The organism is Agrobacterium sp. CNPSo 3708 (assembly GCF_028674915.1).
Taxonomy (GTDB): domain Bacteria; phylum Pseudomonadota; class Alphaproteobacteria; order Rhizobiales; family Rhizobiaceae; genus Agrobacterium; species Agrobacterium cavarae.
The window spans coordinates 1-14,560 of the sequence record NZ_JAQZSF010000005.1 but is presented as its reverse complement, the minus strand read 5'-3'; the positions used below and the strand labels follow the sequence as shown (position 1 = coordinate 14,560).

Genomic DNA, 14,560 nt, shown 5'->3' with positions numbered 1-14,560 from the left:
TAGCTCCGCTTACCTTTAAGGTCATATTTCTCCAGCTTATCACGACAATACGCCGTGCGTATCTTTGGCGCATCGACAAAAGCGAAAGCAACAGGAGAAAGTCATGGAAAAAGTTGTTCTCATTACTGGCGCATCCAGCGGCATCGGAGTCGGCATCGCCCGCGAATTGGCAGAAGCCGGTAATAGTGTAATGCTCGGGGCAAGACGCACTGATCGCCTCGAAGCTGTCGCGGACGAGCTTCGTTCGGCTGGCGGAAAGGTCAAGACCTGCCAACTCGACGTCACGAACCTTGGAAGTGTCACTGCCTTCGTTGAGAAAGCTCAAAGGGAATTCGGCCGCGTCGATGTGATCGTCAACAATGCCGGCGTAATGCCGCTGTCACCCATGGCATCGCTCAAGATCGACGAATGGGAGCAGATGATCGACGTCAACATCAAGGGCGTCCTCTATGGCATCGCTGCGGTGCTTCCGCATATGACCGAGCGCGGCTCCGGCCACATCATCAATATCGCGTCGATCGGTGCCCTTCAGGTCGTGCCAACGGCCGCGGTTTACTGTGCAACAAAATACGCTGTGCGGGCGATCTCTGACGGCCTTCGCCAGGAGAACGACAAGCTCCGTGTGACCTGCATCCACCCAGGGGTCGTCGAGAGCGATCTTGCGAGCACCATCACAGATCCTGTCGCAGCAGAAGCCATGGCGACTTACCGCGCCATCGCGCTCAAGCCCGACGCCATCGGTCGCGCCGTTCGTTTCGCTATCGAACAACCGGACGATGTGGACGTCAACGAGATTGTCGTTCGCCCCGTACGCACGACAATCTGATGACGACGTCCCAAACCCCGCGCAAGCGCCATCAGGAGCGCATCCTGATGGCTCTCTTGCTCATCATCATCCAACCCTCGCCAATTCCAGCGGCAGAACATCAGAAGGCAGAAGCAATGCGACAATCCGAGATTGGCCAGACCCGGCCACAAGACCATCCTTATGTTGGCATGTGGGTCACCGCCGACGGCGCAATCCGTCACGAACTTCTGCCAAACGGTCGCTACGACGAGGCACGGGGCAACCGCCAAAGCGCTTATCAGGGTCGGTATGAAGTCAACGGCGATCATATCGACTATTGGGACGATACTGGGTTCACAGCCGATGGCACCTTTGTCGACAGGAACACGCTTCATCACGGCGGCATGGTCCTGTACCGGCGAATCTCGGAGCGAACGGAGTAAGCGTATAGTTGCCGTCACGATACGCGTTTCGGATCAATGAGCGGACAATCATGCCACCATTGCCAGACTGAAGCTATTGACCTAGGCGGCGGTGTCTAGGGGTTCAGACGTGCTCTTGCCTGCTAACCGGAAGGTGAGACGCGACCAACATCGACCTGAACGACTTCGCTAATGATGACCTTCGAGCGCTTGGAGAGGTGCGGGGGTACCCCGACTTGAAATCCAGAACCACTTCCCCATTTCTCTCTTGCCGGGTTTACCGGTTTTGGAGGTTACTATGGTAGCACGAGCTTGGAATGCAGGTGGTTTTGGTGCAAGCGCTTCAAGCGCTACGCCTGATTTCGAACAGCGTATGCAGAAAATCCGCAGACTATCGGGCATCTCACGCCTGATGGATACGGCAGTCGGCATCCCTGGCACGCGCCTCCGCTTCGGTGCCGACCCTGTACTTGGCCTCGTTCCAGTCCTTGGTGACGGGGCAGGCGCCCTTGTTGGGCTTTATATCGTCAACGAGGCGCGTCGCATGGGCCTTCCAAGGGAAAAACTCGCAAAGATGATTGGCAATGTGGCGATGGATTCCGTCGTAGGCAGCGTGCCGCTCTTCGGCGATCTTTTCGATGTCTACTTCAAATCGCATCGCCGCAACGTGCAGATCATCATCGATCATTTCGGAGTGCAGCCGGAAGAACTGCGGCGCAAGCGTAGATGAAGAGACGAGGATGCGGTGTAACGCTTCGCGACAAATTTCGTTAGGCGGACGCCGCAGTTTGCAAAGGTCAATCGGCAAAACCTCGCCACACTGGAAAGCTGAACAATGTCCTTCGATCTTGATCGCTTTGTAAAGGCGCAGCAAAATACGTATGACAGGGCACTGAGCGAACTGATCGCCGGCAGGAAGCAGTCCCATTGGATGTGGTTTATCTTCCCGCAGATCCAAGGCCTTGGCCGTTCTGACACCGCGCGCTTTTACGCAGTTTCAGGCCGTCCGGAAGCAGAGGCATATTTGGCACATCCCGTTCTCGGACCGCGCCTCAAAGAGTGCACCCAGGCTATGCTCGACCACCCGACCTTGACCGCCCATGACATTCTCGGATCTCCGGATGATCTTAAATTTCGATCCAGCATGACCCTGTTTGCCGCAGTCGCCGATCAAAACGCGTTGTTTCAAACTGCTCTTCGGCAATTTTACAACGGCGCGCAGGATCGCGAGACGCTTTCGGTCATATCCGGCTCGTAACAATAAGCGATGATCACTTCCGCTTCACTATTCGCCGAAGCACAGAGCCTCTCCTCGATTTACGCGGGATAAGCTCGATATCGCTAACCAGCTTTGCGCCACCTTCCCGGCGCTCCAATGTAATCTTGCGGCTGTGAAATGCCTCCAACTCGGCACGATGCGCCACGCTGATAATGGTAGCGTCGGGTAGCTCATCAATGACGGTCTGCATCATTTTGTCCTGGCTTTTTTCGTCGAGCGCCGCGGTCGCCTCATCCATGACGATGATGTCGGGAGCGTTAAGCAGCAAGCGTGCAAAGGTGAGCCGTTGTTTTTCACCGCCTGACAATGTCTGGTCCCAGGGCGCCTCGTCTTCGATCTTGTCCTTGAGTTGACCGAGACCGACCTTGTCGAGAGCAGCGCCGATCTCCTCCGCCGTCCAGCTTTCAGCGGGTTGCGGATAAGACACCGCGCGGCGAAGCGTGCCAGCTGGGATGTATGGCCGCTGCGGCAGCATGAACAACTGGCTGTCTGCGCGAAAATTCACACTGCCCCCGCCCCAGGGCCAGAGGCCGGAAATGGCACGTATCAGCGTGCTTTTGCCCGATCCGGATTCTCCCGATACCAGCACTCTTTCACCCGCTCCGATTTCGACATCCGTCTCTTTCACGACGGCTGTTCCATCACCGAGAGATACGGACACATCCTTGAGGCTCAACATCGTCTCGCCTTCGGTCTCACCGCGAATGATACGTCCGAACGTCTCGCTCCTTTCGGCGCGCTCAAGGCCATCGAGAGACATCATCAGCGAGGCGACGCGCCGTGCGCAGGCGTTCCAGTCGGCCAGGCGCGGATAGTTGTCGACCAGCCAGCCAAACGCGGACTGAACGATGGTGAAAGCGGATGCTGCCTGCATGACCTCGCCTAGCGACATGCTGCCATCAAGAAACTTTGGTGCACAGAGCAGAAGTGGCACGACGGGCGCAATCAGCACCGAGCCGTTAGAGACGACGGTGGTGCGCATATATTGCTGCGCCATGAACCGCCATTGCCGCCGAACATTGCCGAACCTTTTGTCGAGATCACTACGCTCCTCCTCTTCCCCGCCAAGCAAAGCAATGCTCTCGCCATTTTCCCTGACGCGCGTCAGCGTGTAGCGATATTCCGCTTCAACCTGGTTTTTGACTTCGGAGACCTTCACGAAGTTTCGGGCAATGAACGCAATGGACGTGGAGGTGACTGCCGCATAAATGATGGCCGCGATCACGAGGAAGCCGGGAATGGTGACCCAGGTGCCGCCGATCGACAGTGTGAGCGCTCCACCGATGGTCCATAGAACGACGATGAAAGTGGAGGCAGATACGAAGGCCGCGATGACGCCGGAGACGAAATCGACCGGCGCTTCAGTGGCAATGCGCATATCCTCCGAAAGCCTTGCTTCCGGGTTCTTGTGGTCGCCATCGATCAGGTTCAGCTGGTAGTAGCGGCCGTTTGCGATCCATCTGCCCACCATCACCTTGGTCAACCAGGAGCGCCAGCGCCGCTGAATGCGCATTCTGACATAAACCTGCGAGGTGACGATGAAAACGCTGCCGAGAACCAGAAACGGAAATACGGAGGCGAGGGAATAGACAGTCGCCGCATCTCGTTTTTCGATGGCGTCGAAAATCCCGCGGTTCCACACGTTGACCCCGTATTGGATGGCGACATTGATACCGATCATCGCCAGCAGGCCAATCGTGAACGGCCATGCCAGCTTATCGCCCCGGCGGCTCCAAAAGCCGCGTGCGCTGATCCAGAAGCGTTTCAGAAGATACTTTCGCCGCGCTTCCTCAGCCTCTTCCGGCGTCAAGCTCGCAGCAGGTTCCACCTCTTCCGGGGGAAGCTCTTCAACATTGTCCTGAACATCTTGGGAGGATGCGGCTTCGGCGGCGGTGTCGTCGGCACCGGCCACCGGTTTCGGTTCTACGTCATTGTTTTTCATGGGCGCTGAACGGCCAGTGATCGGAAAGGTTTCACGACTTAGTGAAGGGGCGCGAAAATAATCTCAAGGATAGTCGCAGTGACCGAAGGAGAAGGAGGTCGCGGTAGTGCTAGAAAGTGCGCGTCAGCGTCAGCGCGTCTCCGAGAACCCGGAAATTCATCTTATGCACAGCCGCAAGTATCAACATTCCAAGCTGTGACAGTCAGATATTCTTTGCAGCGCTTGACGTATCGAGCCAAGGCCGTGATGAACTGTTCAGGAAAGAACCAGAACGACGTGCACACCAAAGTCAGAGCGCATACCGGCTGGCGGGTTCAAAGTCCCCGGACGAAAGCAGACCCTTTCCCAAGCGCAAACCTAGGCCTCACGCCACCTCAAGATGGGAGGCGTCCGATCCCCCAGCCGTGACTGGCTCAAACGAGGCCGGACGCGCGTGAGACTCGTTAAGCCGACGAGCGACGATGTCATGGTTGAGCCACAGCACCGGACCGGACGGTTCGGACGACTCGCCAAAAATCAACTGACCGGTTGATTTCACGACAAGAGCGCTCAGGAGGTCGCTCATCATCACCTTGCTATCACGATGCATCCGAGTGATCTCATTGGAGGTGCCGATGGTCAAATCCGCCTGTGCTTGGCTGTTTGGCATGGGCCACGCCGAGAAGTCGTAGAAGGGACGCATGACTTCGCTTTCCTGCATCGCATGGATTTTCTGGAAAACATCGTCCATCGTCAGGCCGTCATCCAGAAGCTGCGCGCAAGCCCGCCACTGTTCGTCCGCCCACGTCCCACCATTCTCTTTCTTCAAAGCCAGCAGCAGCGGTATCAGTGGGAGCTCAATGCCGGTGAACACATCAGACGAATTGGTCCGGATTTCTGGGCAGTTATAGACGGTTGCTTTTATTCCCGCAGCCCAGGCTTCCTGCGCAATGCCTTCCAGGCGCATTTTCGCATAACCTTGAGTGTAGTTGGTGTATGTCTGCCAACGGTAATTGCCGTCGATCAGAACCGCCGATCCGTGGTAACCATAGGCCGTATACCGGACTTGGCCGCCCGAAGCTTCCACCCGCTCACGGATCGCCGCACTGAAATCGATCAGATGGCGGAACGTGTTTGCGGAAACCTCATCGAAATTCTGCAGAATGAGTTTCCCCAGGTCACTTTCGATCAGCCTCTGCGATGACATGTGGCGGGACCCGGTCCCCTTGTAGATGCGATTGGCAACAACGAGGAACACCTTCGCCTTTGGAATGCCGCCTGCCATCGTGTGGGCGAAGAACACGTTGCGACCATCGGCGATCATTCCGTCGAGAACGGACATGACCTGTGAAAGCGCCTCGGTAAAGCGCGCCGTGGCAATATCGCGGCACTGCGCGATATAGTCCCAATCGAGCTTATCGTGCTCCCAGCTCTCGAGCGTCATATCAGCGAGAAGATCGGTTGGGGTTGGGCCGCCCGCCGGCGCATCCAGATCGAAACCGGCCATCAGAGGGATGTTGATGATCCTGCCGCCCAGCTGGGCCTCGGCCGCAGACAGTTCTTCCGCGTTCAGGGGCCGCAACGCGCCGTGTTCGTCGCGCCGCCCGACCGTGATCCCGACAATCTCCATGCCCGCCCGCTTGGCTTCGTCAAGCAGGCCGGTCGCATAGCCGCGACCGAACAGTTCGCCAAAAAGGACAAAAACATCGCCTCGACGGAAGGTCGTGTTCTCGGAAAGACGATTGAGTGCGACCGGATTTTTCATGCTGTCAGCTCTTTACTTCGCGAATCGTCGAGCGATGGCCCATACGAACTTTCACAAACACATGCCCGCGATGGCACAAAATGAAAACTCATTTTCCGTGACCGTTCATTTCAAAACGTGAACTCTATCTCGTCACAGCATGCCAGATCATGGCGGGGGTCTCCTGCTCTGGGTCAATCATGGTCAACCCATAACCGTCGAGGTCACTGAATTGCTTGCAAAAAGCGGCTGCTCGAACGGCACCGTTTGAAATGAAGAATCCCCTCGTCGTACGGATGCGCAGAGCTCTGTACCTTTCAACGAGCGTGCCGCAATAAAACTCAGTGATCGCGCATATATGCATATCGTGGCGACGCAGGCGTCCTCTTGGCCATCGCCAACGCGCGGCGCGCAATATCCTCTTGACGCAGGACATGACGAATTTCGCCAAGTATCTCAGCCCGACGGACGGCTTTGTCTGAGAGCCGGAGGGCGATTTCTTCTTCTGTCGCGTTCGCACCAACGTCGCTCGTGGTTTCATTCTCAACGATATCGCGAAGAATGTTCATCAGTACGAGGTTCTTCTCGTGCATCTGCATCACCATTTTCGTCATTTCTAAACGCTGAGACATGGTCGTCATTCCTGCTCAAAATTGCCTTCTGGCTGCTAACTGAACAAAGGCAGAAATGGTCGCACGCTGCATCGGATATTCGCCGTTTCGGTCAGCTTCGCGCAAGCCTCGGGCCAGCACGCCTATGGATAAGCAGGCCAAACGCGGGATCGGCATCGAGGCGGCAAGCGATTTGCCGGCGATCGGAGGCTCGGCACAAAGGTCATCAGGCCAACCACGGGCTGAAAGAAAAGCGTCGCGCTTTGGGTGCAACAACCGAGGTGCGCTACGCCCGGAAGCGATCGAAGGCGGTGAGACGTCGGATCGGGGGATCGACGTCAGGATATCTGTATATTTCAGCCCTGAGATACTGAAGTTCCTCATCGAGACCGTCTTCCCCGACCTCGATCCACCAGCATTTCGGACGACCGTCGCTCCCGTCGGACCAGCGATAGCCTCGCCCTTTCAGGTGATCCTTCATATCGAAGGGGCTGTTCTCGGCAAAAATCCTCACCCGCGACCTCTGGCTCGCCTCATAAAGTTCGGCAAAAGCAATGGAAGCCGATCTGTCCACCTCTCGGGCCAGGACCTCCAAGAGTGCAAAGCAGTCATCGACCGCACGATGTCCCTCATGAAAATAGCCTGCCTGTCCAAGCAGATATCCAAGCTTCGTGCCTTCATATCCCCGCGACGACCAATCGACCTCAGAGTGAGAGCAAGCCCATGCCTTGCCGGAGAAAATCCCCGAAAATACCTCGCAGAAAGGCCGATCGAAGCCGGCATTGTGGGCAATCAGCAAGTCGGCAGGCTCGATTAGCGCCTCAAGTGCCGTCATATCGATCGCCTGCCCGGTCACCATCTCGTCTGTGATCCCCGTGAGCTTGGTAATCTCAGCCGGAATGGGGTCGCTTGGCTCTCGCAGTCCGCCATAAACGCCGGTCACATCGCCAATTTGACCCATAGCATTGAAGGTGAAGGCGACCGCCCCAATCTCGATGATCTCATGCTTTCGAGCATCAAGGCCTGTGGTCTCCGTATCAAGGATGACGCCGCGAAGTGGGTATCCAGCCCGAGGAACGGGTGTGATTGCGCGGGGCACCAGTTTCGTCAGGATGCGATATCGCCCAGTCTCGCAAAGAGAACGGACCATCTCCTCTTCCGTCAGGGATGGGGCTTGCCGATCAGATTTGCCGGATTTCGACGGTCGATGCGACGCGGCCTTGGCGCGCGGATCCCGATCCGGAAACATGTCAAACTGTTCTGTCATCCCTGCAGTCAAACCCCGATGCGATTTTCGTTCTTCAGAACACAGCGGCACCGGCAGATCAACCTCGTTGGCAAGACGACCCGCTCGTTTTGGTGAGGTGCGACTTACAGACGCCGGGGTCCGGTCACAAGCATGCTTTCACGACGAGCGACGAAGTGAGATTGCAAAAGACTTCCGGAGTTGCCCAAAGGGCCCGCCGCGTCCATATAGTCTCAATGACGCATGATTCGAAAATATTCGTAGGTCTTCGGTCCACTCGCAAACGCTCGCCAGCGGCAAGCGAGCCCAAGGGGCCAAAGTGCCAGTGGGACGGGTGTGAAAAGAGTGGAACGCACCGCGCGCCCGTGGGCCCAGGTGCTGAAGGTCTATACCTGCTCTTCTGCCTTGAGCATGTGGCTGCCTACAATAAGGGATACAGTTTCACCGCGGCACCATCGAGTCCCGACGTCGCCCGCTATCAAAAGGAAGCGACGATGGGTGCGCGGCCGACTTTGGGAAAGCGCGTGAAAGAGCCAACCGAAGCTCCGCTACCATCGTCTGTTCGTTCAGGCTCGGCAAAAACGCTCAATGCTCGCAAAGGCGTGAGACAAGGGCAAACGACGACCGGTGGCCAACAAAGAAAGCTCAAGACGCTCGAAGCCAAGGCTTTCGACACACTGGGCCTCAGTCACCAAGCAACGTCGGACGAGATCAAGAGCCGCTATAAGGAGAGGCTCAAAATGCACCACCCCGACGCCAATCAAGGAGATCGCAATTCCGAGGATGCGCTTCGAGCCTCGATTGAAGCGTACAGAATCCTTAAACTGAACGGCTTTTGCTGAGCCTCTTCAACGAGAGGCTCACAGTGGCGCTCTTGAAAGAATGAGGACCAGCGGCCCACCTGCGTGCTGCGTCAGAGAATTGAATTCCCATCTGAGGTTCACGCGGCCGGCGCGACAGAGCACGCAGAGCCAACGTTGGTCTGGATCGGGACCATCTCATCATTTTCCGATGAGGGGCTTTTTCCGATGCAGGGTTTCCGACGCCAGTCCCGCCAGTTCGCGAATGAAGAAGTCCAGGATTGTCGATGGCCTCTCGCTTAGACGAGTGGCGATGATGAAGGGAGAATTGATCCGGCCTTCTTTCGGCAGAAGGGCACGCAAGATGCCTTTCTGTACCCAGTCGGCCGCGTAATGATCTGGCAAATAGCCGAGATATCGGCCTGACATCACGAACATCGCCTGGGCCTCCATGTTCGAGGCCGAGGCCTTGGCACGCGCTCCAGGAAAATACTGCAACTCGCGCATATTGGCATAGGGCCTGACGACGAAGTCGAAGCCTTCCACGCGCTGCACGGAAATGTCCGCATCATCTGCAGTGAAAAGTGGATGTCCTTTGGCGCAATAGAGCGAATGCATCTCATCGCGCAGACGCGACAGTTTGAGGCCCTGGTAGGGTTCCGTTTCCGGAAGGATGGCAATGTCGAGACCGCCATTGGCGATTTCGGCGAGCAATGCGTCCGGTGAATCGATGACCAGTTCGAGGCGTGCTTCCGGCGCCTTGTCGCTGATGCGGGCAATGATGCGATGAATGGGCAAATCCGCATCGGTAATGGTGTTGTCCACCAACCCCAACCTGAGCGTTCCGGTGATCCTGTTTTTCAATGTGCCGATTTCGCTTTCGAAGGCGTTGAGTGCCAGAAACAACGCTTTCGATTTCGCATGAACGATCGCACCGCGATCTGTCAATTCAAAGCCCGCACGCCCGCGGCGGCAAAGCTTGTAGCCAAGCCTGTCTTCTAAGGCCTTGATGTGGAAGCTGACAGCGGACTGGCTGAGGCCAAGCGTGATCTGCGCGCCGAGAAAGCTCTTATGCTCCACCACTGCGCGAAACACGGTGAGAGCCCGGAGGTCGGACTGGGCAAATTGCATGAGACGACCTTACATCATCTTTTCTAATGTGAACTCCACATCTTTCCTATTTTTTTGCGCTGATGTCCATGGTTCGTTGGCAGAATAAACAACCGGGGAACGAACCATGATGCCATCGTCCATTTCCAGAGCTTTGCTTTTCGGCGCAGCGCTCGTCACAATCCTGTCGTCAACCGCCGCAAACGCTGCAGATCTTCTCGACAAAATCAAAGCGGACAAAGTTTTTACCGTTGCCACAGAAGCCCGCTTCGCGCCTTTCGAGTTCGTCGAAGACGGCAAGATTATCGGTTACTCGGCCGACATCATGGTTGAAGTCATGAAGGCTCTGCCGGGCGTCGAACTTAAGCGCCTAGACCTGCCGTGGCAGGGCATTCTGCCGGGCCTTGCGGCTGGCCGCTTCGATTATGTCGTCACCTCCGTGACCGTTACGCCGGAACGCATGAAGGCCTACCATCTCTCGGCTCCGATCGCCGATGCAACCATGGCACTACTGAAGCGCAAGGGCGATGCAACCATCACCAAGCCGGAAGATATCGCCGGCAAGGCGGTCGGTTCTCAGGCCGGCTCTGCGCAGCTCGCCGCGCTTGAGACCTTTGCCGCAACGCTGAAGGACAAAGGCGGTCCGGTGACCGTCTCCACCTATACGGACTTTTCCGAAGCCTATGCCGATCTCGGCGCCGGCCGTATCCAGGCTGTCGTCAATTCTCTTCCCAATCTTCTGGAAGCCGCCCGCCAGCGGCCCGACGTCTTCGAAGTCGTTCTGCCGACCTTCGGGCCGAAGACCTATTTTTCCTGGGCAGGCCGCAATGATGCCGACAGCGCATCGCTGAATGCGCTGATGGACGCCGAACTGGGCAAGCTCAACACATCCGGCAAGCTTGCGGAGCTCCAGAAGAAGTGGTTCGGCGCTCCGATGGAACTTCCAGAGACTCTCCCTGCCGCTGAATAAGATAGGACGGGTCGGCCATGGACAAGACAGTCGCACATATCTGGCCCGCGCTTCTCGATGGCCTCACCACCACAATGACGATCAGTCTGACGGCGCTTCTCTTCGGCGCGCCGTTGGCTCTTCTGTTGGCCGCCTGCGCGCGTGGCAGACGGTGGACGCGCGTCCCGGCAGCGCTTTATCTTTCCTTCTGGCGCGGAACACCGATCCTCGTACAGCTTTTAATCACCTTCTACATTCTTCCATTCCTCGGGCTTGAGCTTGAGCCGATCGTTGCCGCCACCTTGGCCTTGGCGCTCAATACGGCGGCGTTCCAATCGGAAATCTATCGGGCGGGGCTTCAGGCTGTGCCGAAAGGCGAAATCGAGGCGGCAAGAATGCTGGGTCTCTCTCCCTCCGCGGTCTTTATCAACATCGAGGTCCCTCAGGCTGTACAGGCTATGTTCCCAGCGCTGGTGGGAGAAATGCAGGCTCTGGTCAAGAACTCCTCGCTCGTCTCGGTCATCGCCGTGACGGATTTGACCCGCCGTGCCCAACAGGTCGCGTCCTCGACGTTTCGTCCCCTGGAAGCCTATGCCTCAGCCCTCCTTCTCTATGTTGCAGTCGGCATCCTGATCGCCGCTCTGGGACTCATGCTTGAGAGACGCCTGTCACGCAGAGGGCAAAATTGATGACCGGCTTTATCACTGACCTGCCGCTCTATCTTGCCGGACTGCTCACGACGATCACAGTCTCGGCAAGCGGCGTCACTATTGCAGCCCTGCTTGGCATAGTGCTCGCCACTGGTCTACGCAGCAGTTTTCATCCCCTTGCACTCGTGACCAGAGCCTATGTCGAGTTTGCCAGGGGCGCGCCTCTCGCCCTCCTGCTTTTCCTTCTCTACTACGGCGGACCGCAGATCGGGCTGTTGCTCAGTCCCTATGTGGCCGGCACCTTCGGACTTGGCATCTATGGTGCAGGTCCCTTCGCAGAGATTTTTCGCGCAGGCCTCAATGCCGTTCCCAAGGGAGAGCGCGAAGCCGCAGAGATGCTGGGCCTCACACGCGGGCAGCGCTTCCTGCACGTGGAGCTTCCGCAAGCCCTTCGCCTGACGCTGCCGCCCTGCGTGGGTCAAGCGATCGCGCTTTTGAAAGAGTCGGCTGTTCTCTCGGTAATCACGGTTGGAGAGTTGACGAAGGTAGCCGGAACGATCAGCTCGATCAGCTTCAGCGTCGTGACGCCCTACCTCACTATCGCCCTGCTCTACTGGGCTCTTGTTGAAATTCTGTCGAAGTCGGGACGCGCTCTGGAGCGCCACTTCGCCCTGAGAGGTTCCTGAGATGACGAGACCGGCAGCAATTTCCGTTCGCGGACTTGAGAAGCGATTTGGCGACAAGACCGTATTGCAGGGCATTGATCTTGATATTCAAGATGGCGATGTCACCTGCATTATCGGGCCTTCCGGATCCGGGAAGAGTACCCTGTTGCGCTCGCTTGCCTTTCTCGACGCCTATGATGCAGGCGAGGTTCACATCTTTGGCAAGATGCTGGGATGGCGCGAGACACCGCTTGGACGCGAAAAGGCGGGCTACAGGGAATTGACCGATGCCCGTCGTCCGATCGGAATGGTCTTCCAGCATTTCCACCTGTGGCCGCATTTGAACGTGCTGGACAATGTGACGCTCGCATTGCGGTTGGTCCATGGCTTCTCCCGCAGGAGGGCAGAAGATATCGGGCGCGAAATGCTCAGTAAGGTCGGACTGCTGTCCTTTGCCGACCGCTGGCCTGAAAGCCTATCCGGCGGGCAGAAGCAACGTGTTGCGATCGCCAGAGCTTTGGCCGTGAAGCCGAAGGTGATGCTGTTCGACGAACCGACCTCGGCGCTGGACCCCGAACTGGTCGGCGAAGTCCTCTCCGTGATGAAATCGCTCGCTTCGGAAGGAATGACAATGGTGATCGTGACCCACGAAATGGGTTTTGCCGCACATGTCGCCAATCGCGTCGTCTTCATGGATGCCGGCAGGATTGTCGAAGAAGGCGCACCGAATGTGCTTTTCGCAACGCCAAAGAGCGACCGTCTCTCTCAATTTCTGGAAACCTGGCGCGAACGCGCGATTTGATGCCCGAAAGGAATAAGCATGACAGCCCACGGCTACGACAATGGACGGTTAAACCTACCCTTCGTTGGCATTTCCACCTTCGCCAAAAGTCCCTATGTGGACAACTGGGACAAGATCGACGCCGATGTCGCTGTCCTCGGCGCACCCTTCGATTTTGGAACTCAATGGCGCGCCGGCGCGCGCTTCGGACCACGCAGCATCCGCGAAGCCTCGACGCTTTTCGCCTTCGGTCACGCTGGCGCTTACGATCATGAGGATGACGTCACGTATTTGGAAGGCGTTCGCATCGTGGATCTCGGCGACGCGGATATCGTCCACACGGACACAATGAAAAGCCATACCAACATAGAGTTCGGCGTTCGCAAGATTCTTGCGGCAGGAGCGCTACCTGTCGTGCTCGGCGGCGATCATTCGATCAATATTCCATGCATCAATGCTTTCAGCGAGCAGGAACCGATACATGTCGTGCAGTTCGACGCCCATCTCGATTTCGTTGATGAGCGCCACGGCGTTCGCTTCGGCCATGGCAGCCCGCTGCGCCGCGCCTCGGAGAAGCCTTGGGTCACCGGCATGACACAACTTGGTATCCGGAACGTATCCTCAACGGCCAAGGAGGGTTACGATTACGCCCGCGCTCAGGGCTCCGATATTCTCTCGGTCCGCCAGATCCGCAAGCTTGGCGTCGATGCCGTTTTGGCTCGTATTCCGACTGGAAAGAGATATTACCTAACAATCGATATCGACGGCTTCGATCCCTCAATCGCACCAGGAACCGGTACACCGAGCCATGGCGGCTTCATCTATTACGAAGTGCTGGAATTGATTTCGGGCCTTGCCAAACAAGGAACGATCGTCGGCGTCGATCTGGTGGAAGTGGCACCCGATTACGATCACACCGGTTCGACCGCGATCCTGGCCGCCCAACTGCTGCTCAACACAATCGGGCGCGTGTTTGCTAAAACCGACAGTAGAGATGAGGCGTAGGACTTTCGAGAGTCATTTGCCGTGATGTCATATCGACGTTTCACTACGCCGGAAGCTGGACGGGCTTGTTAGCTGCGCTCACCTTCCGTGATGATCGCGTGTTGCTGGTCAAACTTCGTGGCGGCTTCGGCAAACGTCTTCTCGGTCTTGATCAATCTCGCTGCCAGCCTGCCCCCAGAAGAAGATACCAATTTTTAGCAAAGGCTTTCGCCTGATGAAGCCCAATCTCCTTGGCGTCGGTGCGATACGAGGCCGTCGAGAGATGCGGAGCAACGCCAGGTGAGGTCACCCGCCGGTAGGCGTTGACTTACCCACCATGGATTTCATGACTCGCCATGCCTGCCTCCGTTTACTTTCCCGTTGTTTCAACAGGATGGAATCGCGGTATCGGGGAGGTGTCAAAATGAGAGGCAGGTCTTTGTGCTAGGGATAAATACGACTTCGGCCTCCACTTGGGAGGCCGATAAAATCTCGATAGTCTTGAAATTTTCTGGTTGCGGGGGCAGGATTTGAACCTGCGGCCTTCAGGTTATGAGCCTGACGAGCTACCGGGCTGCTCCACCCCGCGTTAATTATGAGCGACCGCAGCG

The 14,560-nt window shown here is 57.0% G+C and carries 15 protein-coding genes and 1 tRNA gene; 10 read left to right on the top strand and 6 right to left on the bottom strand.

All coding sequences use genetic code 11. The features are described 5' to 3' along the window. Window positions 1-103: 103 nt before the first annotated feature. The 4 genes from PVA19_RS12020 to PVA19_RS12005 all read left to right on the top strand — a co-directional run bounded on the left by PVA19_RS12020 (window position 104) and on the right by PVA19_RS12005 (window position 2,467). Window positions 104-826: an SDR family oxidoreductase gene (locus PVA19_RS12020; RefSeq protein WP_274102618.1), complete on the top strand. Its 723-nt coding sequence runs from the start codon at window positions 104-106 to the stop codon at window positions 824-826. Then, window positions 826-1,230, top strand: a complete 405-nt coding sequence (locus tag PVA19_RS12015) for an Atu4866 domain-containing protein (protein WP_274102616.1) — start codon at window positions 826-828, stop codon at window positions 1,228-1,230. Before PVA19_RS12020 ends, PVA19_RS12015 begins: the two co-directional genes overlap by 1 nt. A gap of 277 nt (window positions 1,231-1,507) precedes the next feature. Continuing rightward, a complete protein-coding gene (locus PVA19_RS12010; RefSeq protein ID WP_443111635.1) occupies window positions 1,508-1,939 on the top strand; it encodes a DUF4112 domain-containing protein in 432 nt (143 codons plus the stop codon). Between the two features lie 105 nt (window positions 1,940-2,044). Continuing rightward, window positions 2,045-2,467, top strand: coding sequence for a DUF1810 domain-containing protein (locus tag PVA19_RS12005; RefSeq protein ID WP_274102615.1), 423 nt, complete (start codon window positions 2,045-2,047; stop codon window positions 2,465-2,467). 13 nt (window positions 2,468-2,480) lie between these two features. On the opposite strand, the gene PVA19_RS12000 is transcribed toward PVA19_RS12005, so the two are convergent. The 4 genes from PVA19_RS12000 to PVA19_RS11985 form a co-directional block, all read right to left on the bottom strand. After that, on the bottom strand, window positions 2,481-4,430 hold the full coding sequence (locus PVA19_RS12000; RefSeq protein ID WP_274102614.1) for an ABC transporter ATP-binding protein/permease: 1,950 nt from the start codon (window positions 4,428-4,430) through the stop codon (window positions 2,481-2,483). 364 nt (window positions 4,431-4,794) lie between these two features. Next, entirely contained in the window at window positions 4,795-6,174 is a 1,380-nt protein-coding gene (locus PVA19_RS11995) for an enoyl ACP reductase FabMG family protein (protein ID WP_274102613.1), read from the bottom strand. A gap of 320 nt (window positions 6,175-6,494) precedes the next feature. After that, window positions 6,495-6,794: a hypothetical protein gene (locus PVA19_RS11990; RefSeq protein ID WP_274102612.1), complete on the bottom strand. Its 300-nt coding sequence runs from the start codon at window positions 6,792-6,794 to the stop codon at window positions 6,495-6,497. Between the two features lie 256 nt (window positions 6,795-7,050). Beyond that, window positions 7,051-8,031: a 3'-5' exonuclease gene (locus PVA19_RS11985; protein ID WP_113261334.1), complete on the bottom strand. Its 981-nt coding sequence runs from the start codon at window positions 8,029-8,031 to the stop codon at window positions 7,051-7,053. A gap of 215 nt (window positions 8,032-8,246) precedes the next feature. Here PVA19_RS11985 and PVA19_RS11980 point away from each other — a divergent pair, with 215 nt between their 5' ends. Next, complete coding sequence (locus tag PVA19_RS11980; RefSeq protein WP_274102611.1) at window positions 8,247-8,852, top strand: J domain-containing protein; 606 nt, start codon at window positions 8,247-8,249, stop codon at window positions 8,850-8,852. A gap of 159 nt (window positions 8,853-9,011) precedes the next feature. Here PVA19_RS11980 and PVA19_RS11975 read toward each other — a convergent pair whose 3' ends face one another. Then, window positions 9,012-9,941, bottom strand: a complete 930-nt coding sequence (locus PVA19_RS11975) for a LysR family transcriptional regulator (RefSeq protein WP_111850766.1) — start codon at window positions 9,939-9,941, stop codon at window positions 9,012-9,014. 106 nt (window positions 9,942-10,047) lie between these two features. Here PVA19_RS11975 and PVA19_RS11970 point away from each other — a divergent pair, with 106 nt between their 5' ends. From PVA19_RS11970 to speB, 5 genes are read left to right on the top strand one after another with little or no spacing between them, the layout of a single operon-like run. Further along, the gene (locus tag PVA19_RS11970) at window positions 10,048-10,890 is read left to right on the top strand and encodes a transporter substrate-binding domain-containing protein (protein WP_274102610.1); all 843 of its coding nucleotides are present in this window, start codon (window positions 10,048-10,050) and stop codon (window positions 10,888-10,890) included. A 17-nt stretch (window positions 10,891-10,907) separates the two neighbouring features. Further along, the gene (locus PVA19_RS11965) at window positions 10,908-11,558 is read left to right on the top strand and encodes an amino acid ABC transporter permease (RefSeq protein WP_274102609.1); all 651 of its coding nucleotides are present in this window, start codon (window positions 10,908-10,910) and stop codon (window positions 11,556-11,558) included. Beyond that, the gene (locus PVA19_RS11960; protein WP_274102608.1) at window positions 11,558-12,205 is read left to right on the top strand and encodes an amino acid ABC transporter permease; all 648 of its coding nucleotides are present in this window, start codon (window positions 11,558-11,560) and stop codon (window positions 12,203-12,205) included. Before PVA19_RS11965 ends, PVA19_RS11960 begins: the two co-directional genes overlap by 1 nt. Before the next feature lies 1 nt (window position 12,206). Continuing rightward, on the top strand, window positions 12,207-12,986 hold the full coding sequence (locus PVA19_RS11955; RefSeq protein WP_274102607.1) for an amino acid ABC transporter ATP-binding protein: 780 nt from the start codon (window positions 12,207-12,209) through the stop codon (window positions 12,984-12,986). Between the two features lie 18 nt (window positions 12,987-13,004). After that, window positions 13,005-13,970, top strand: a complete 966-nt coding sequence (gene speB / locus PVA19_RS11950; protein ID WP_274102606.1) for an agmatinase — start codon at window positions 13,005-13,007, stop codon at window positions 13,968-13,970. A 491-nt stretch (window positions 13,971-14,461) separates the two neighbouring features. Here the strand turns inward: speB and PVA19_RS11945 are convergent. Next, window positions 14,462-14,538, bottom strand: a tRNA-Met gene (locus tag PVA19_RS11945). Between the last annotated feature and the right edge of the window lie 22 nt (window positions 14,539-14,560).